The sequence below is a fragment of the Paenibacillus sp. JT22N12 genome (assembly GCF_056269365.1).
Map to the genome: position 1 here is coordinate 449631 of NZ_JBWDNU010000004.1, position 18807 is coordinate 468437.

Annotated in this window: 17 protein-coding genes; 14 read left to right on the forward strand and 3 right to left on the reverse strand. The window is 53.7% G+C overall.

Going from position 1 to position 18807, the window contains the following annotated elements; genetic code table 11:
* Position 1 precedes the first annotated feature (1 nt).
* The 13 genes from rfbB to folE all read left to right on the forward strand — a co-directional run bounded on the left by rfbB (position 2) and on the right by folE (position 11537).
* Positions 2–1024 (forward strand): dTDP-glucose 4,6-dehydratase, encoded by a 1023-nt coding sequence (gene rfbB, locus AC0YOA_RS17680; RefSeq protein ID WP_475787700.1) that lies wholly within the window; start codon positions 2–4, stop codon positions 1022–1024.
* Positions 1021–1878 (forward strand): dTDP-4-dehydrorhamnose reductase, encoded by an 858-nt coding sequence (rfbD, locus tag AC0YOA_RS17685; protein ID WP_475787701.1) that lies wholly within the window; start codon positions 1021–1023, stop codon positions 1876–1878. The genes rfbB and rfbD overlap by 4 nt, the downstream gene beginning before the upstream one ends.
* A complete protein-coding gene (locus AC0YOA_RS17690) occupies positions 1878–2837 on the forward strand; it encodes a glycosyltransferase family 2 protein (protein ID WP_475787702.1) in 960 nt (319 codons plus the stop codon). The genes rfbD and AC0YOA_RS17690 overlap by 1 nt, the downstream gene beginning before the upstream one ends.
* A 90-nt stretch (positions 2838–2927) precedes the next feature.
* Positions 2928–4334 (forward strand): undecaprenyl-phosphate glucose phosphotransferase, encoded by a 1407-nt coding sequence (locus AC0YOA_RS17695; RefSeq protein ID WP_475787703.1) that lies wholly within the window; start codon positions 2928–2930, stop codon positions 4332–4334.
* Positions 4335–4365: 31 nt separating this feature from the next.
* Entirely contained in the window at positions 4366–5310 is a 945-nt protein-coding gene (locus tag AC0YOA_RS17700; protein WP_475787704.1) for a glycosyltransferase family 2 protein, read from the forward strand.
* A 341-nt stretch (positions 5311–5651) separates the two neighbouring features.
* Entirely contained in the window at positions 5652–6074 is a 423-nt protein-coding gene (locus tag AC0YOA_RS17705) for a GNAT family N-acetyltransferase (protein ID WP_475769834.1), read from the forward strand.
* Positions 6075–6218: 144 nt separating this feature from the next.
* Positions 6219–6770, forward strand: a complete 552-nt coding sequence (locus AC0YOA_RS17710) for a DUF402 domain-containing protein (protein ID WP_475787705.1) — start codon at positions 6219–6221, stop codon at positions 6768–6770.
* A gap of 7 nt (positions 6771–6777) precedes the next feature.
* Positions 6778–7440: a signal peptidase I gene (gene lepB, locus AC0YOA_RS17715; RefSeq protein ID WP_475787706.1), complete on the forward strand. Its 663-nt coding sequence runs from the start codon at positions 6778–6780 to the stop codon at positions 7438–7440.
* 47 nt (positions 7441–7487) lie between these two features.
* Positions 7488–8702: a tRNA epoxyqueuosine(34) reductase QueG gene (queG, locus tag AC0YOA_RS17720; RefSeq protein WP_475787707.1), complete on the forward strand. Its 1215-nt coding sequence runs from the start codon at positions 7488–7490 to the stop codon at positions 8700–8702.
* Between the two features lie 263 nt (positions 8703–8965).
* On the forward strand, positions 8966–9514 hold the full coding sequence (locus tag AC0YOA_RS17725; RefSeq protein ID WP_475787708.1) for a methylated-DNA--[protein]-cysteine S-methyltransferase: 549 nt from the start codon (positions 8966–8968) through the stop codon (positions 9512–9514).
* Positions 9511–10575: an HD-GYP domain-containing protein gene (locus AC0YOA_RS17730; protein WP_475787709.1), complete on the forward strand. Its 1065-nt coding sequence runs from the start codon at positions 9511–9513 to the stop codon at positions 10573–10575. The genes AC0YOA_RS17725 and AC0YOA_RS17730 overlap by 4 nt, the downstream gene beginning before the upstream one ends.
* 105 nt (positions 10576–10680) lie before the next feature.
* Positions 10681–10902 carry a YneF family protein gene (locus AC0YOA_RS17735; RefSeq protein ID WP_210042675.1) on the forward strand — a complete coding sequence of 74 codons (222 nt, stop codon included), beginning with the start codon at positions 10681–10683 and terminating at the stop codon, positions 10900–10902.
* A 38-nt stretch (positions 10903–10940) separates the two neighbouring features.
* Positions 10941–11537, forward strand: a complete 597-nt coding sequence (folE, locus tag AC0YOA_RS17740; RefSeq protein WP_475787710.1) for a GTP cyclohydrolase I FolE — start codon at positions 10941–10943, stop codon at positions 11535–11537.
* A 132-nt stretch (positions 11538–11669) separates the two neighbouring features.
* On the opposite strand, the gene AC0YOA_RS17745 is transcribed toward folE, so the two are convergent.
* Positions 11670–12926, reverse strand: a complete 1257-nt coding sequence (locus AC0YOA_RS17745; RefSeq protein ID WP_475787711.1) for a Fe-Mn family superoxide dismutase — start codon at positions 12924–12926, stop codon at positions 11670–11672.
* Positions 12927–13341: 415 nt separating this feature from the next.
* Entirely contained in the window at positions 13342–14487 is a 1146-nt protein-coding gene (locus tag AC0YOA_RS17750; protein WP_475787712.1) for an alpha/beta hydrolase, read from the reverse strand.
* A 235-nt stretch (positions 14488–14722) separates the two neighbouring features.
* Between AC0YOA_RS17750 and AC0YOA_RS17755 the strand changes: the two genes are divergently transcribed.
* Complete coding sequence (locus AC0YOA_RS17755) at positions 14723–15469, forward strand: IclR family transcriptional regulator (RefSeq protein WP_475787713.1); 747 nt, start codon at positions 14723–14725, stop codon at positions 15467–15469.
* 206 nt (positions 15470–15675) lie between these two features.
* Here AC0YOA_RS17755 and acnA read toward each other — a convergent pair whose 3' ends face one another.
* Entirely contained in the window at positions 15676–18387 is a 2712-nt protein-coding gene (gene acnA / locus AC0YOA_RS17760) for an aconitate hydratase AcnA (RefSeq protein WP_475787714.1), read from the reverse strand.
* Positions 18388–18807: the final 420 nt, after the last annotated feature.

The following is an 18807-nucleotide window of genomic DNA, read 5'->3' on the forward strand; positions in this document are numbered from 1 at the left end:
CATGAAACTGTTAATCACCGGCGGTGCCGGCTTTATTGGAAGCAACTTTGTGCTTTATATGGCGAAGAATTATCCCGGCTATACGATCATTAATGTTGATGCCCTGACTTATGCGGGTAACCTGGAAAATCTTCGTTCGGTCGAGCAGCACCCAAACTACCGCTTCGTCAAAACGGATATCGCGGACCGTGCGGCGCTGGAACCTTTGTTCGCAGAGGGCGTTGATGTTATCGTAAATTTTGCCGCGGAATCGCATGTGGACCGCAGTATTCTGGAGCCGGAGATTTTCGTCCGCACGAATATTATGGGAACCCAGACCTTGCTCGACCTGGCGAAGAAGTATAACATCACTAAATTCGTCCAGGTGTCCACCGATGAGGTGTACGGCACACTCGGCGACACAGGCCTCTTCACGGAGGAGACGCCGCTTGCTGCGAACAGCCCATACTCTGCCAGCAAAGCAGGCGCGGATCTCCTTGTTCGCGCGTATCACGAAACATTCGGCATGAATGTCAATATTACGCGCTGCTCCAACAATTACGGGCCGTATCAATTCCCGGAGAAGCTTATTCCGCTGATGATTCAGAATGCCCTCAATGACAAACCGCTCCCCGTGTACGGCGACGGTCTGAATGTCCGTGACTGGCTGTATGTGGAGGACCACTGCAGCGCGATCGACCTGGTGCTGCATAATGGACGTCCGGGAGAGGTTTATAATGTCGGCGGCAATAATGAGCGTAATAATCTGCAGGTGGTCAGAACGATTCTGGCCGAGCTGGGCAAGCCGGAATCGCTTATCACTTATGTTACGGACCGCCTTGGCCACGACCGGCGTTATGCGATCGATGCCGACAAAATCCGCAATGAGCTGGGCTGGAAGCCGAAATACGACTACGAGAACGGCATCAAGGAAACGGTTCGCTGGTATTTGGATCACAGCGACTGGATGGAGCAAATTCTCTCCGGTGCCTACCAGGATTATTTCAAAACGCAGTACGGCGACCGCCTGGGGACAAAATCATGACAACAGCGCCGAACCTGAAGATTCTTGTCACCGGCGCTAATGGTCAATTGGGCGCAGAGCTTGTTCATCTCTCTGCAGAAGGCTTCACCATTCAAGGCTATGGCCGTGATGTGCTTGACATCACGAGCCTTGCGCAGTGCCGGGAGGTGCTGGCCCGATTCCAACCGGATGCTGTTATCCACTGCGCCGCCTATACCGCCGTTGACAAGGCCGAGTCCGAACCGGACGAGGCCTTTCGCGTGAATGCGGCCGGAACGCGGAATTTGGCCATTGCGTCCAGAGAAATCGGAGCCAAGCTGTGCTATATCAGCACCGACTATGTGTTTGACGGCACAAGCGTGATTCCTTACAATGAGATCGACAACACGAACCCTCGTACGGTATACGGCAAGTCGAAGCTTGCCGGCGAGCAGGCGGTCACGTCTTTGCATGACCGCTATTTTATCGTCCGTACCTCATGGGTGTACGGCAAATACGGCAATAATTTTGTGAAAACAATGCTGAAGATTGGCAGCGAGAAGGACCAGCTGAAGGTGGTGCACGACCAGATCGGCTCGCCTACGTATACGCTCGATCTGGCACATTTTCTGCTGGAGCTTGTCCGGACGGAATGCTACGGCATTTATCATGCCTCCAATACAGGCGTTTGCTCCTGGTTCGATTTCGCAGCGGCAATCTTCGAGGAGAGCGGCTCCGCCATCAATCTTGAGCCCTGCACGACAGAAGATTTCCCGCGTCCCGCACCCAGACCTGCGTTCTCCGTGATGGACCATTCATCTATTCGGGTAAACGGCCTGACTGACCTGCGGCCTTGGCGGGAGGCGTTAATTCATTTTCTAAAGGATGATCAGTAATGAGCCCAGCTGCGGCGACTGCCAGTGTATGCATCGTAACCTATAACAGTGCTTCCGATATCCAGCGATGCATTCAGGCTGTCCTGCAGCAGTCGCATCCGGTCGCAGGAATTGTCGTGGTGGATAATGCCTCTACCGACAATACCTGCGACATTGTTCGCGGGTTCCAGGAATCGACAGTCAGGCTTGTCGCCAACCGTGATAATGTCGGATTCGCTGCCGGCCAGAACCAGGCCATTAAGCAGACGGATTCCGATTATGTGCTTGTGCTGAATCCTGATGTGGAGCTCGGAACGGACTACATAGCCTGCATTGTGGAATTTATGGAGCAGCACCCGGAGGTTGGCAGCGTGACAGGCCAGCTGGTGCTGGCGGCCCGTCCGGACGTCATGGACAGCGCCGGTCTCGACATGGGCGGCTCGCGAAGAGCCTGGGATCTCGGCGGCGGGGAACCGGCTGCGCAGTGGGAGGAGTCCCGTTATATTTTTGGGGTATCCGGTGCGGCATCGGTTTACAGGCGTCGGATGGTGGAGGATATCAGCATGGACGGGCAGTTCTATGACGAGTCCTATTTTGCTTACAAGGAAGACGTTGACGTGGCATGGCGGGCCCAGCTGCTGGGCTGGAAGTCGTATTATCTGGCGGAGGCCAAAGCGCTTCATGAGCGGGGCTGGAAGTATGAGGGACGCCGCAGCCGCAAGCAGATCCCGCTGTTTCTCAGACGCCATTCGTATCAGAACCGGATATTTACCATCATTAAGAATGAGCCTGCGGGCTGGAAAATGTTTCTGTCGATTCCACGATTAATCGGTCTTGAATTCGTTCAAGTCGGGTATATATTACTGTTGGAGCAGGGCTTATTGCGGTGCTGGGCGACAATTCTCCGCCGCATGCCGGAGCTGCTCAGGCAGCGGAGCGCTCTCTGGCGCCGAATTGCTGAAAGAAAAGTCAAAACCTAACAATTCTCATGGTTGGTTCCCTCTCGTTTTTTTGATACAATACTGGTAGATTCGTCATTCGAATACTAGATAGTAAGGACTGAGAGACTTATGATCCGACAGAACCAACGATTTCTGACTCAAATATATGTACTCGCGGATCTCTTGTGCACCCTGATTATGTTCTTGGCCGCATACTGGCTGAAGTTCAACAGCGGGCTCCTGTCGCATTATAATAATCTCCCACTCAAAAGCTATCTCCTCTGGGGCACCATCTATTCATTCGCCGCCATTCTTGTTGGCTTTTATGTGCGTTTCTACGCGCCGCGGCGCCGCAAGAGCTTCTCCTACGACATTCTCAAAATCTTCCAGGTACATGGCTTAAGCTTCCTTGGCCTGCTCAGCTTGCTGTTTATTGCCAAAGAAGTTCATATATCGCGTGAGTTTCTGGCCATCTTCATCGCTGCCAATATTATGGGCATGATTATTTACCGCTATGCCGTGAAGAGCATTCTGACCCGTCTCCGCCGCAAAGGGTTCAACAGACGTTATGTGCTCATTCTCGGCGCAGGCTCGGTGGGGCGCAGCTTCTACGACAGCTTGAAGCAGCATCCTGAGCTCGGCTATGAGGCAATCGGCTTCCTGGATGATTTCCAGACTGAGCATGCGGCCGAGCACAGCGGGCTGAAGCCCATTATCGGGACTACAGACCAGCTGGATGAAATGCTGAATAAGTTTATGATCGATGAGGTCATCATTGCGCTGCCGCTCAAGGCCCATAAGAAATATGCGACGATTATCGATCAATGCGAGAAAACGGGCGTCAAGACGCTCATTATTCCCGATTTCTTCGATATGCTCCCGGCGCGTCCCTTCTTCGACAATTTTGCGGGTATCCCGCTGATTAATGTTCGCGACATTCCGCTGGATGAGCTGAGCAACCGGCTTCTGAAGCGGGCGTTCGATATCGTGTTCTCCCTATTTGCCATCACAATCGTCTCGCCGATCATGCTCATGGTATATATCGGCATTAAGCTGACATCACCAGGGCCTGTCCTGTTCAAGCAGGAGCGGATGGGGCTGGATCGGCGCACATTCAATATGTACAAGTTCCGCTCCATGCATATCTCGGATCCCGGCACCTCGAATACGCAGTGGACGGTGGAAAATGATCCGCGCCGGACACGCTTCGGCAGCTTTATCCGCAGAACGAGTCTGGACGAGCTTCCGCAGTTCTTCAATGTGCTTGTCGGACATATGAGTGTCGTCGGTCCAAGGCCGGAACGCCCTTTCTTCGTGGAGCAGTTCAAAGAGGAAATTCCGAAATATATGGTGAAGCACCATATTCGTCCCGGCATTACCGGCTGGGCGCAAACCAACGGTTTGCGCGGCGATACATCCATTCAGGACCGTATTATGCATGATCTGTTCTACATCGAGAACTGGACCTTTTTCTTCGACCTCAAAATCATCGTGAAGACGATAACGAAAGGTCTTGTTAATAAAAATGCATACTGACACAGCAGTGATGACATCAGGCGGACCCCGTGTGTCCGTTATTATTCCAACCTACAACGCCGGACCCGCTTTTGACGGGCTCCTTGGCCTGCTGCAGAGCCAGACGCTCACACCCCATGAGATTATCGTGGTTGATTCCTCGTCGTCTGACGGGACGGCTGAGAGAGCGAGGCGGGCAGGGGCTCGTGTATTTACCATCCTCCAAAGCGAATTCGACCATGGAGGAACCCGAAACTACGCAGTGAGTCTGGCGGCAGGCGATATATATGTGTTCATGACACAGGACGCGCTTCCGGATAATGAATACTTGCTGCAGGAGCTTGTGCGACCATTTCAGGACGAGAAGATATCCTGTGTCTATGCCAGGCAGCTGGCAAGTCCGGAGGCGAATGTGCTGGAGAAGCTGTCCCGCGGTTTTAACTATCCGGAGCAGTCATCCACCAAGGATAAGAGGGATATCCCCCGCATGGGAATCAAGACCTTCTTCTGCTCCAATGTGTGCGCAGCCATCCGCAAGGACGTATTCATGGAGGTTGGCCGCTTTCCGGAGCCGGTTATTTTTAACGAGGATCTTTTCTTCGCGGCAACATGCATTCTTCAGGGCTACACGGTTGCTTACGCAGCTGAGGCCCGGGTCGTGCATTCCCATGATTATACGCTCATTCAGCAGTTCAGGCGTTTCTTCGACAATGGCGTATCCATGCGCAATAATGACTGGGTCTTCCAGTACTCGGCCGTGGGCAAAGAGGGCTCGCGTCTCGTGCGCACACAGCTGAGCGAGCTGCACCGGCAGCGCAAATGGCACTGGATGCCGCGCTTGTTCGCTGAATCGGCAGCCAAGCTCCTGGGCTACCAGCTGGGCAAGCGTTACCGCAGCCTGCCAAACGGACTTTGCGTCAAATTCAGCATGCACCGCAAAATATGGGACAAGCTGAACGCCGAAGGCGGAGTCAAGGGCAAAGGGATGTCCGTGTAATCAGAGGCAAGCGTATAGGTAAAGCTCAATCCTTCAATAATCATCAGGCTCTGGATACAATCTGGAGCTTTTTGCTTGTGTCCAAAACCCTTTGGGCAGCAAGAAGTTCCTTAACATTAAAATATTACACTACAAGAATCAAAATATCTTCGACACGAAAACCGGGCGTAATTAGCCTCTTTTTAATGAAAACGCTTACTATAAAGCGCTTACATGAGAAAAACAAAGATTTTATGAACTTTTTAAGGTTTTTTTAACTTTTTAGAAGGAATTCGCATGATTTTGTCGTATTATTAACTTTACCTAAATTTTTTTATACTGCGTATAGAGGGGTTTTAGTTATGGACGTTCGTACTTTCCAATTGTCAGACTATCGACCTGTCACCCAATTGCTCGAAACGGTTTTATCGGCAGAATGCTACGAATTGACCATGGAGGCTTTTGGCCGGCAGCTGTCGTGGGACAGTGAGCTAGTGCTTGTAGCTTTGGTGAACGATGTTGTTGCGGGTATCGTAATTGGCACAATCGATAATAATAAGGGTTATTACTACCGTATCGCCGTTCATCCGGATTACCAGCGTCAAGGTATTGGCAAGTCGTTGATTCGCGGGCTTCAGCTGCGTTTTGAGAAGAAGAATGTAACTAAGATCTTGATATCGGCGGACGAGCATAACGAGCCGATTTTGTCGCTTTATGAGTCGCTGGGCTATGCGGCATCGGATTTCTTCCGGTCGTTTCAGAAGCTTAGCATCGTCGCAGGATAACTCTTACGCCCTATTTGAATACATTGTCATCATGGACAAGCATATCTCGAACGTCATTGATTTTGGCGGCGAGATATGCTTTTCTTAACTTATTAAGCAGATTCAGGCAGCGATTCATTCAGACTTCCACGGGAGAGTTCGCATATGGACAATTATCGCCCAAGTGTGATTAAAAGCTTCAAGCATAACGGCCGGTTGCATCGGATGTGGCTGGAAAATTCCCTGCTTCCGGATCAGCTGACGTTACCTGAACATGCAGCGGAATCCATGTATATTCTGATTAACCGGCAGACGCCTATTCAGGAGGCGGATGGCGGGATATGGACGAGCCGCGTGCCGGCTGTTTCGTTCTTTATCCCCGGACAGTGGTATAATATTGTTGCTCTCTTGGAGAACGAGGGGATCCGTTATTATTGCAATGTGGCCTCGCCGCCTTATTTTCAGGATGATGTGCTGACCTATATTGATTATGACCTGGATGTGATTGTCGCGCAGGATGGATCGGTTCATGTTGTGGATGTCGAGGAATATGAACTTCATAAGGCGATGTATCATTATTCGAAGGAAGTTGACCGAAAAGTACAAGAGGGGCTTCATGGTCTGCTGGCCCGGGTGGAATCCGGGAAGGCACCGTTCAACAACAATCAAGTCGCCGCTTATTTCGAGACATGGAATAAACAGACGGGCGAGGTGTAGCAGCAGTATGGACAATTATTCGGATTCAATGCAAGAAACAGAGCCTGGCTCTATCGGTCCCCGCAAACGCTCCCATTCCCCATCGAGGAACAAGGCGCAGTCAGGAAGGACCGACAAACCGGAGAAACCCTCCAGAGAACATACGAGCTGGGGCAAGGAATTATGGGATTGGGCCCGTACGCTGATCGTCGCGGTTGCGATCGTACTGCTGTTTCATTTCTTTGTGTTCAACCTGTCCACGGTAGAAGGTCATTCAATGGAACCGACGCTTTACGAGAAGGAATGGCTGTTCGTGAACAAGTATTCCTACCGCTTTGGATCTCCTCATCTGGGAGATGTGATCATTTTGAAGGATCCTTCCGCGGGAGCGGACAAGAAAGAGTTTCTGGTCAAGCGGATTGTGGGAGTGCCGGGAGATAAGATCGAAATTCGCTCAGGTCAGCTGTACCGCAACGGGGAGCTGGTGGTGGAGCGGTTTACGGACACGGCGATTGAGGATATCGATTATGGACCCTTTGTGGTGGAGAATGACCGTTATTTTGTCATGGGAGATAATCGTCATGCGCGTGCAAGCAGAGACAGCCGCTCATTCGGTACGGTGCCTGCTTCGATGATTCGCGGGCGGGCGGATTATATTCTGTGGCCGATTACCAAGCTGAACACGCTGTAAGAAGCTGCTGTTTGAAAAATAGTGCAAGCTGGAAGGAGGCTATCGCAGTGGACAATGAGACATCCTGGGAGAAGCTGAAGCATGAATTGAAAGCTGCGGCGGCCGGCCTTGGAATTGATAAAATCGGGATCGCCTCGGCGGATCCCTTCGTGGAATTGAAGCAGCGGCTGATCCGCCACCGTGAGCTGGGATACGAGTCGGGTTTCGAGGAGCCGGATCTGGACAAAAGAACGCAGCCCTCGCTGCTGCTTGAGAATCCGCAGTCGATTATTGCAATCGCGGTGGCCTATCCGTCGAAGCTGAAGAATCCCCCGAAGTCCGAGCCCGGAGCGCGGCGCGGAATCATGTCGCGTTCCGCCTGGGGCGAGGATTATCATAAGGTGCTGCGCGACAGAATGCGGAAGCTGGAGGATTGGCTGCGGGAGCGCGTGCCTTCCTTGCGGGCGGAGAGCATGGTTGATACCGGCGCGCTCTCGGATCGGGCGGTTGCCGAGCGTGCCGGCATCGGCTGGAGCGCCAAGAACTGCTCTGTTATTACACCGGAATGGGGCTCATGGGTGTACCTGGGCGAAATGATCACGAATTTGCCGCTTCCGCCGGATGAACCCGTTGCGGAGAGCTGCGGCGACTGCACCGCCTGCATGGATGCATGCCCGACGGACGCGCTGGTGGCGCCCGGGCAGCTGAATGCACAGCGGTGTATTTCATTTGTGACGCAGACCAAGGGTCTTGTCACGGACGAGCTCATGCGCAAGATCGGCAATCGTCTCTACGGCTGCGATACCTGCCAGACGGTTTGTCCCAAAAACAGGGGCAAAAACTGGACCCATCAGCCGGAGCTGCAGCCGGATCTTGAGAAGGCCAAGCCCTTGCTTGTCCCGCTGCTGACGATGGGAAACCGCGAATTCAAGGAAGCATACGGCCAGACGTCCTCGGCCTGGCGCGGCAGAAAACCGATCCAGCGCAACGCGGTAATCGCGCTGGGCAATTTCAAGGACCCGAGCGGGGTGCAGCCCTTGGCGAATGTGCTGCGGAGCGATCCGCGGTTCGAGCTGCGGGCGACTGCGGCCTGGTCGCTGGGCCGAATTGGCGGCGCGGCGGCGCGTGATGCGCTTGAGCTGGCGTTGAAGCTTGAGCGGGAGGAGACCGTGCTGGAAGCCATATCCGCCGCACTGGCGGCCGGCGGCCCCGGCAATCGGGATGCCGCCCAGGAAGCGTCAGGAGCGCCTGGAGAGGATGACGGATTGGTCAAGCATAAATAATGCTTTACATGGTTTTGAGGCTTCAGAGGGGCGTCTAAGGGCTTGTAACAGCCTGACGAGCGAAAGGGAGGTTCGAAATCCAACCTTTTGGCAGCGGTCATGCAGCATGCTGGGATTTGCGCGATTTTGCTTAAATATAAACAGGAAGCGGCTGTCAACCGATATATGTTTTGATTGCAGCTGGCATGCCATAAGCCATACCCGGCATGGCCAAAGTCTGCAAATCCATAACGGCAACAAAACATAAGGAGGGACTTTAGAGGATGAGCGAGACCATCTATTGGACCGAATTGAAGTCGCCTGTAGGGCCGCTTGTGCTGCTGGCAACCGATGCCGGGCTGTGCCGCATTGAATTCGGCGATTTTGCCCTGCGGAAAGAGAAGCTGCGCAATTGGACGCGGGCCTGGTTTCCGGGCGACGCGCAGTGGGTGGTGCAGGTGAAGCCGAATGAGCACACCATGATCAGCGAGGCTGCCGGGCAGCTGGAGCGTTATTTTGCAGGCGGGCTGGAAGCATTCACTGTCAAGCTTGACATGCGGGGGACTCCTTTTCAAACGAAGGTGTGGCAGGCGCTTCTGGAGGTTCCTTACGGGGAAAGCCGGTCATACAAGCATATCGCGGAAGCCATTGGACAGCCGAAGGCGGTCCGGGCAGTCGGCGGGGCCAACAATCGCAATCCCGTTCCGCTAATCGTCCCCTGTCACCGTATCATAGGGGCTGGCGGGGCCCTGGTAGGCTATGGAGGCGGACTGGATACGAAAACCTACCTGCTTGCGCTTGAACGGCAGAAGGAAGGCGGGGGAGTCTCATGAGATACATTGATATGGAATCCGTTGAACCAGGCCATCTGCTGGGAAAGACGATTTATGCGACGAATGGAACGATTCTGCTGTCGGCAGGAGTCCAGATTACGGTATTTATGATCAGCACGTTGAAACGAATCGGGGTTACGAATTTATATATTACGGATCCGAGGCTGCAGGATATTGAGATCGAGGAAGAGCTGCTCTCGGAGGAGACCAAGCGGACGCTGATCCGCACCATGTCGGAAACGATGGATTCGATCCGCTCGGGCAAGGACTTCAACTCGCGTTCGGTCAGTCTCTCGGTGGAAGATATGCTCGAGGACGTGCTTCGCAACAAAGACGTGCTTATCCATCTCAATGATATCCGCACGCGTGATAATGCTGCCTTCGTCCATGCGATGAATGTCTGCATGATTTCGGCTCTGCTCGGCATTCATATGAATCTGAACCAGATCCAGCAGAAGGAGCTCGCCATCGGCGCGCTGCTGCATGATCTTGGCAAACCGCTCGAAGAGTCCGAGTTCGAGTTTGAGCCCGCAGATGATGAAGCCGCGAAGAATAAGAAGATGGCCATGCATCACACATGGAGAGGCTTCCAGCTGCTCAAGGCCAGACGTGAGTTCAGCCTGCTGATTGCCCATGTTGCGCTGCAGCATCATGAGCATATCGACGGCAGCGGAGAGCCAAGAGGCCTTGCCGGCGAGCAGATTCATCTCTATTCACGGATTGTTGCCGTGGCCAATGCCTACGACAACCTGCTGCAGGAGTTTGATAACGGCAAAAGGATGCTTCCGCACGTAGCCTGCGAGCGGCTGCTGGCGATGTCGGGAAAAGAGCTCGACCATGCGGTCGTCATCCAGTTCATGCGCGTGGTCTCGATCTATCCCAACGGGGTATCGGTGCGGCTGTCCACCAGGGAAGCGGGGGTGGTGGTCGGCCAGCATCGCGGACTGCCGGGGCGGCCGGTTGTGCGGCTGCTGGAGCGCGAGGGCGACGATTCCATCGGCAGCCGGGAGATCGATTTGGCCAAGGAAAACACGGTGTTCATTGAGCAGGTAATGGGTTGATTTTATTGTCGAATCCGGGGTTTGCGGTAGGCACCCGTACATGCTATGATAGGTTGCAATATGTACATTCATAACGATCAGATAAAGGTTGGGTGAGAGACGGGCATGTGGAATATTATTATTCCGATTGTTACGCTCCTCTTGGGAGCGGTAGGCGGATTCTTTATTGGTGTCTTCTATCTGCGCAAGCAGCTTGAGAAGATGCAGAACGATCCGGAAATGCTGCAGAAGATGGCCAAGCAAATGGGTTATAATATGAACAAATCGCAGCTGCAAAAAGCACAGAGCATGATGAAAAATCAACGTCCGGGCGGCGGACGCCGATAATCAGCGCGTCGCTTGCAGAAGAAGGGGGACGAACAAGGATGGCGGGCAAGAAAGACTACGTCAATTCTGTCGTTTCGGATAACCGTGAACAGATTGAATATCATATCAAGCAAATATTAAGTCTCATCGGTGAGGATGTCGACCGCGAGGGACTGCTGGAAACGCCTGCGCGCGTAACCCGCATGTACGAGGAAATTTTCGCAGGCTACGAGGTTGATCCGCGGGAAGTGCTCGGGGTCACCTTCGATGAGCAGCACGAAGAGCTGGTAATTGTAAAAGATATCGTATATTACAGCCAGTGCGAGCATCATATGGCTCCGTTCTTCGGAAAAGCCCATATCGGCTATATCCCGAGCGGGAAGATTGCCGGTCTGAGCAAGCTGGCGCGGCTGGTCGATGCCGTCACGCGGCGCCTGCAGGTGCAGGAGCGCATTACCTCGCAGATCGCCAACATCATGGAGGAAGTTCTGCAGCCCCATGGCGTTATGGTGGTCGTGGAGGGCGAGCATCTGTGCATGTGCGCGCGCGGGGTCAAGAAGACCGGCAGCAATACGGTAACCTCGGCCGTGCGGGGTGAATTCCGTACGAGCGCAGCACTGCGTTCGGAGTTCCTGTCGCTGCTGAAGCAGTCATAGGACGAGGCTGCTGATTGTACCCTACGCAGTAAAGCTTTTTGATTCTTGAGAAAAGATTGCCATTCCCTCTCATTCCAAACAGGGAACCGGCAATCTTTTTTCAGCTTTTGGAACTCCACTGCATTGGCATGCTTAGTACGGCTCCCAGACCAGTTTCCTGGCCTCGGAGAAACGGCCGCTGACGTAGGGCCAATTGACGACCTTCCACCAGTTCCGGATATAATCCGGCCGCTTGTTCTGATGCTTGAGATAATAGGCATGCTCCCAAACATCGAGGGGCAGCAGGGGCACGACATCCCATTGGGATAAATTTTGATGCTTCTCGGCGGTCAGAATTTCCAGTCTCCGGCTGCGCGGACTCCATACCAGAATTGCCCATCCGCCGCCTTCAACCTTCTCCGCTGCTGCGCTGAATTGTCTCTTGAAGGCGGCATGGCTGCCGAAGTCCTTCTGGATTTGCTGAGCCAGCGTACCGGTAGGCTCCCCTCCTCCTCTGGGCGACATGACGGGCCAGAATAAAGTGTGAAGATAGTGCCCCGCCCCATGGAAGGCGAGCTCCCGCTCCCAATGCTTAACCAAGTCAAAGTTATTCGTTTTCCTGGCTGTCTCCAGTTCCTTCTCCGCTTGATTAAGTCCACCCACATAGCTCTTGTGATGGATATCGTGATGAATCCGCATCGTAGCCGTATCGATATGCGGCTCCAGCGCATCATACGCATAAGGAAGCGGGGGAAGCGTATGGCCGCCGATAGGGACAGATGAAGCGGCGCGGCGGCTGCCGAATTCAGGCAAATGCACCTGCCCAGGCTCCCCATCCCCGCCCGAATGCTGTGTGGGCACGGAGACGTCGAACTCTTCCTCGAGTTGCTTTTCTTCATAATCATGAAGTTTGACGATTTCTTCTATCCCGTTATCCTCTGCCGTCTTACTGGATGGACCGGGCTGCCGCTCCTCAATCTGCTCATCGCGGGGATGAAGCAGCGACTCCAGAACACATAGAAAATAGTCCGACTCGCGGATAATATGACGGATGACGATCCCTGCGAACGGGCTTGAAGCTGCTGCCGCGCTGTCCTCCAGCATCTTGGTCAGCTGTGCGACGAATTTCCGCGACTGCAGGGCGGATACCTTCAGCAATTCCTCGCTGCTCTTGACCAGATCAGGCGGAATGTCCTCGGGGTTTGCCAGCGCGGCCATGAGCAGCTTCTCCGCCATTTGCTCCGTACGGGCAAATATGGGCTCCCACGCCTGAAGCAGCTGGACATAGGCCGGTTCCAGGTGAGGAATAATCTCCCGGATAACGGCGGTATGCTCCTTCTCCTGCGTTTTCCAGAACTGAATCTCCTCCAGCACTCTCAAGGGCATATAGCCTCTATAAACAAACAGCACAGACTTTAGCCTCCCTCTTCTTCACGAATTGCTAAAAGCAAAAATGCCGCTTATTTTTCACACAAAAACCTGTCTCTCCTGGCGCATCCAGCGAGCGGCATTACGGTGGCAGCCAGCGCACGGTGTGGCGTCGCGTGACGTGGCAGCCAGCGTGTGGTGTGGCGTCGCGTGACGGTGGCAGCTAGCGTGTGGTGTGGCGTCGCGTGACGGTGGCAGCCAGCGTGTGGTGTGGCTGTCGCGTGACGGTGGCAGCCAGAGGCGGTGTGGTGTCGCATGATGCGGTCATCAACCGCTTCCGGCAGGAATGGGTCTGCTCTGCGGCATAAAGGAAGAGCCGTCCGGCAATCCGGACGGCTCTTTATCCTCTTACATCCGATGGCATCCATAATCTAGATGTATTCGGATCAGGCTCTTCCTATGTCGCACTCGCCGTCAAGGTCGGCTGATTGCTCTTCCAGTCTGCATCCACCTGGCTGAGGAACAAGGCGGCGCGCTGAATATATTCTTTCGGACGTGTCTGGAATAACAGCTCATGCTTGCCCCCTTGGACGACCCACTCCCTGGATAACGGGTTCAACTGGCTGGATGCGATATGCTCGGCGGTGGCAATCGGCGCTTTGACGTCGTCGGTGCCGTGCATAATAAAGGTCGGAATCGTATAAGAGGTTTGCATAACCTGCTGGGCAGGGATCTGATTAAAGCTGGTTCCCGTCCAGAACGGCAGCATCAGCTGAACAAGCGGCAGGGAGGGGAAACGCGGCAGATCCAGATACTGCCTGACATTGTTGAACAAGGATTCCGGACTCGGCAGAAACAGACTGTCGAGAATCAGGGCGTCGATATCATCGGATGCGTCTGTTTGCAGCGCTGCCTGAAGGGCGGTACCGCCTCCCATGGAGAAGCCCCATACGACCACCTGTTCTGCCCCCTGGCTGCGGGCATATTGGACAGCTGCGAGCAGCTGCTGCGCTTCTTCGACTCCGCCCGTGGCCGGAGACCGGTCAGCTTCGGACGCATAACCGTAATCGAACATCAGGACGTTGTAATGCAAACGGTGCAGCAGAGCGGCGAGATCATACATCGGGACCCAGGTCTCTTCGCGATTGGCCCCGTAACCGTGGCTGAATACAACGGTCCGGTCAGAGGCAGCTGGAGCTGCTGCAGCTAGCGCGGCTTGATCATCTCCGCCTGCTGCTGCGGTGATTGTTTTAGCTGGCAGCAAAGCGGCTGCGTCAGCAGCGATATACCAGCCATGAACGGTGGTGCGGCCGCTTTTGCTGGGAAAGACGGCATCTGTATAATCAAGGCCTTTGGCGATTTTGGGATTAGAGGTCAGAGGTGCGACATAAGGATGAGCGACGATCCAGGCCACATAGCCGTGAAAAGCAATAAGCGTGACAAACAGCAGCGCCATAAATGCGGAAACGACAGCAATCGCGGCATGTCTGCGGCGCGTCCTGCCGATCGTCCTGCCGGGAGGCTTGAGAGAATGCCCGGGGGAAGGGAGAAAGCCTTGCGGCGTAAAGCCTGCAGGCAGCATCGGAGTGACGGATGTGCTCATGATGGAATCCCCCTTAGGATGGAAAAATATGAAAACGCTTTATAGTCCTATATTCCTATGATAGATGTGGGGACAACGGCCTGTCAATGGATATACGCGTATTGTTATCAACTTGTAATCTACCTGTAAACTGAAATGAAATTATCTCCACCCGCTTTTACTAATGCCGGGTCATGAGTTATACTGGTTGTAACTTAGTTTCATTGAATGAAACTGATGGAGAAGGTGGGATCACATGTCCGAGGATGGAAAATCAACCGTTCGCGCTGTTGAGCGCGCGCTCGATATATTGCTGTGCTTCACCACCAAGAGTGAATGGCCGATGACGGAGATCGCGGACAACGTCGGCCTGCATAAAAGCACGGTCCACCGGATGCTTGCGACGCTGGAGGACAAAGGATTTGTCATTCGCGATCCCGCTTCCGAGCGTTACAGGCTGGGGCTTCGCATCTGGGAGCTTTCCGCCAATATGTCCGGCACGGACGATCCGGCTGTGCTTGGACTGGCTGAGATGGAACGTCTTCGCGATATGCTTGGCGAGACCATCAGCCTTTATTTGCGCGACGGGAATGAGCGGATCCGCATACAAGCTGTTCAGAGCAGCCAGGCAGTGCGCAGAGTCGCTCCTGTAGGCGCCCGTCTGCCACTGTATGTGGGAGCGTCCAGCAAGGTGCTTATTGCCTTCGAGGAGCCGCAAAAACAGGAGGAGCTGCTCCACGACGAATCATGGCCTGCCTATTTCGACAAGGCGCAATTCCGCAAGCAGATTGAGGAGATAAGAGGGCTGGGCTACGCTACAAGTGTTGAAGAGCGGGAACAGGGCGCTGCGGCAGTCTCTTCCCCGATCTTCAACCGGGCGGGAAAGCTGGTCGCCGCCTTGTCCGTCTCCGGCCCCGCGAACCGGCTGACGCCGGAGAAGATGCGCGAGCAGGCTTCAGCTATTATTGAAGCGGCCAACCATATTGGAGCCATGCTGAAGTAATGCTTTGGCGGGCAATATGAATGAAGTTAATGTTTAGCTATGTAAAACAGCGGTGCAGCCCGACTATGTGTCGAAGCGGCCCCGCTGTTTTTTTTGACTTTAGATCCGTGTTTGATCCGCTTGCTTGCCGATATTTCAAAAAAACGGTCCCGCTCCATACAGGAGGGGACCGTCTGTCTACACCTCAGCCAATATCCGGCTCAATATTATTGATTGGCAATCATTTGGCGCAGAACAGCTTGCAGAATACCGCCGTTGCGGTAGTAATCCACATCCACCATGGAATCCAGACGAACGATCGCCGGGAATTCGAATGTGGTGCCGTCTTCGCGGGTGACGACGACATGAGCTTCCTGTCCGGGCTTCACGTCATTGTTAAGACCGATAATATCAAAGGTCTCGCGGCCCGTGATCCCAAGCGTGCTCCAGCCATGTCCTGCCTGGAACTGCAGCGGCAGTACGCCCATTCCGACGAGGTTGGAACGGTGAATCCGCTCGAAGCTCTCGGCGATAACGGCTTTTACGCCAAGCAGCATGGTGCCTTTGGCTGCCCAGTCGCGCGAGCTGCCCGTTCCATACTCTTTACCGGCGATAACGACCAGGTTTTTATTTTTCTTCTGATACAGCATCGAAGCGTCATAGATCGACATAACCTCGTCTGTCGGCAGGTAAGTGGTCACGCCGCCCTCAGTGCCTGGAGCAACCTGGTTGCGGATACGGATGTTGGCGAACGTACCGCGCATCATGACTTCATGGTTGCCGCGGCGCGAGCCGTACGAGTTGAAGTCGATTTTGTCGACGCCATGCTTGATCAGGTATTCGCCTGCAGGGCTGTCGGCTTTAATGTTGCCGGCTGGCGAGATGTGGTCAGTCGTTACCGAATCGCCGAGCAGAGCAAGCACGCTTGCGCCTTTGATCTCGCTGATATCGTCGATATCGGGACCCAGGTTCTCGAAGAACGGCGGGTTTTGAATATATGTGGACTTGTCGTCCCACTCGTAGCTCTCGCCCTGCGGCACATCGATTTGGTTCCAGCGTTCGTTTTGCGTGAAGACATTGGCATATTTCTCACGGAAGGATTCAGGGCTCATCGCAACACCGATCGCGTCGGAGATTTCTTTGGATGATGGCCAGATATCCTTGAGATATACAGGCTGGTTCTTGTCGTCATAACCGATCGGATCGTTAGCCAGGTCGATATTGACCGTACCGGCAATCGCGTACGCCACAACAAGCGGCGGGGATGCCAGGTAATTGGCTTTGACCTGGGCATGAACGCGGCCTTCAAAGTTACGGTTACCGGAAAGCACGGCAGCTACGGTCATGTCGTTATCCGTGATTGCCGAACTTACTTCATCAGGCAGCGGGCCGGAGTTGCCGATACAGGTTGCGCAGCCGTAGCCTGCAACGTAGAAGCCCAGCTTTTCGAGCGGCTTGAGCAGATTGGCTTTCTCCAGATAATCGGTAACGACCAGCGAGCCCGGCGTAAGAGAAGTCTTGACGTAAGCAGGACGTTTGAGGCCAAGCTCAACCGCTTTTTTGGCCACAAGTCCGGCAGCCATCATAACGCTTGGATTGGACGTGTTTGTACAGCTGGTGATGGCGGCGATAACGACAGCGCCTGTTCCCATTTTGCTGACAGAACCGTTCGCATGCTTCACTTCAATCATTTCCTCAATCTTGTTGTCGGACAGTCCATAGCCGCCCTTGTCGATCGGAGTGCGGATAATGCCATTGAACTCTTCTTTCATCGCTGTCAGCTCGACGCGGTCCTGAGGACGCTTCGGACCTGCAAGCGACGGTACGATCGTTGACAAGTCCAGCTCCACGATATCGGAGAAAACCGGCTCCGGCGTATCGTCGGTGCGGAACATGTTTTGTGCTTTATAGTAAGCTTCGACAAGCGCGATCTGCTCTTCTGTACGTCCGGTGTTGCGCAGGAAGCGCAGCGTTTCGGAGTCGACCGGGAAGAAGCCGATGGTTGCGCCGTACTCGGGAGCCATGTTGGCAACAGTCGCACGGTCTTCCAGTCCGATATTGGACAGGCCGGGACCGAAGAATTCGACAAATTTGCCGACAACGCCCTTCTTGCGGAGCACCTGCGTAACGGTCAGCGCCAGGTCAGTCGCCGTAGCGCCTTCCGACAGGCTGCCCGTCAAGCGGAAGCCGATAACCTCTGGCATTACAAAATAAAGCGGTTGTCCCAGCATGCCGGCTTCGGCCTCGATGCCGCCTACGCCCCAGCCAACAACGCCAAGTCCGTTGATCATCGTCGTATGGGAATCCGTTCCAACCAATGAATCCGGGTAGACAACGGTTTCGCCGTCTTTTGTTTTGGTTGCGGCAACCGATGCCAGATACTCCAGGTTTACCTGGTGAACGATACCCGTTCCTGGCGGTACGGCGCGGAAATTATCGAAAGCGGTTTGCGCCCAGCGGAGGAAACGGTAACGCTCTTCGTTGCGCTCAAACTCAATGTTCATATTGTACTCAAGCGACTCGGGACTGCCGAATGCGTCAACCATAACGGAGTGGTCGATAACGAGATCGACCGGCACGAGCGGGTTGATTTGCTTCGGATCGCCGCCTGATTTCTTGACGGTGTCGCGCATGGCGGCAAGGTCAACGACAACCGGTACGCCGGTGAAATCCTGGAGCACGATACGGGCAGGAATGAAAGGAATCTCTTTGTCCTCGCGGCCATCGGCCCAGTTTGCCAGTTGCTTGACATGCTCAGACGTGATGGCGCGGCCGTCAAACTGCCGAACCGCTGCTTCCAGCAGTACTTTAATGGAGAAAGGCAGTTTGGAAATATTGCCTAATCCTTGGTCTTCAAGACCCTGCAGGCGGTAATAAACATAAGGTTTACCTCCGACTTCAAGCGACTCGCGGACAGAGTAATCGTTCTTTGATGTCATTTACGTTTGACGCCTCCTTGTACAATTGGGTAAATAATAAATGGTTCGATGCTGGTTGTGGAGTGCAGCAAGGTATTTCCCCCTCAAAAATATCAAAGAAAAATGGCATGAAGATAACCATGTGATATTTTGAAAATGGTTTTCTTGTTTCACTCTGTAAAACACGATTTCAAAAATCGCTGCTTTTCTTAAGTATAACGTTTTTCGTAAATATAAGAAAGTATAAATTCGCCCTATACTTTGCTTATATCTCAAAAAGGAAGAAACTAACTGTGCATCCAACAGGTGGAGCCCGTCATTTCCTCTTACCCATTTGGAAATTACAGTCCCTTCAATCAGTCGGAATTGATCTGCTGAGCGTTTTCTGCATCAGGTTGTTTTCTCTTCCTCACATGAATTTGCCGTTGGTCTCATATAATG

Bases quoted from the DNA above. Each gene is read 5' to 3' on its own strand.
- rfbB (WP_475787700.1), top strand. From the start codon at position 2: ATGAAACTGTTAATCACCGGCGGTGCCGGCTTTATTGGAAGCAACTTT.
- rfbD (WP_475787701.1), top strand. From the start codon at position 1,021: ATGACAACAGCGCCGAACCTGAAGATTCTTGTCACCGGCGCTAATGGT.
- AC0YOA_RS17690 (WP_475787702.1), top strand. From the start codon at position 1,878: ATGAGCCCAGCTGCGGCGACTGCCAGTGTATGCATCGTAACCTATAAC.
- AC0YOA_RS17695 (WP_475787703.1), top strand. From the start codon at position 2,928: ATGATCCGACAGAACCAACGATTTCTGACTCAAATATATGTACTCGCG.
- AC0YOA_RS17705 (WP_475769834.1), top strand. From the start codon at position 5,652: ATGGACGTTCGTACTTTCCAATTGTCAGACTATCGACCTGTCACCCAA.
- AC0YOA_RS17710 (WP_475787705.1), top strand. From the start codon at position 6,219: ATGGACAATTATCGCCCAAGTGTGATTAAAAGCTTCAAGCATAACGGC.
- lepB (WP_475787706.1), top strand. From the start codon at position 6,778: ATGGACAATTATTCGGATTCAATGCAAGAAACAGAGCCTGGCTCTATC.
- AC0YOA_RS17725 (WP_475787708.1), top strand. From the start codon at position 8,966: ATGAGCGAGACCATCTATTGGACCGAATTGAAGTCGCCTGTAGGGCCG.
- AC0YOA_RS17730 (WP_475787709.1), top strand. From the start codon at position 9,511: ATGAGATACATTGATATGGAATCCGTTGAACCAGGCCATCTGCTGGGA.
- AC0YOA_RS17735 (WP_210042675.1), top strand. From the start codon at position 10,681: ATGTGGAATATTATTATTCCGATTGTTACGCTCCTCTTGGGAGCGGTA.
- folE (WP_475787710.1), top strand. From the start codon at position 10,941: ATGGCGGGCAAGAAAGACTACGTCAATTCTGTCGTTTCGGATAACCGT.
- AC0YOA_RS17750 (WP_475787712.1), bottom strand. From the start codon at position 14,487: ATGAGCACATCCGTCACTCCGATGCTGCCTGCAGGCTTTACGCCGCAA.
- AC0YOA_RS17755 (WP_475787713.1), top strand. From the start codon at position 14,723: ATGTCCGAGGATGGAAAATCAACCGTTCGCGCTGTTGAGCGCGCGCTC.
- acnA (WP_475787714.1), bottom strand. From the start codon at position 18,387: ATGACATCAAAGAACGATTACTCTGTCCGCGAGTCGCTTGAAGTCGGA.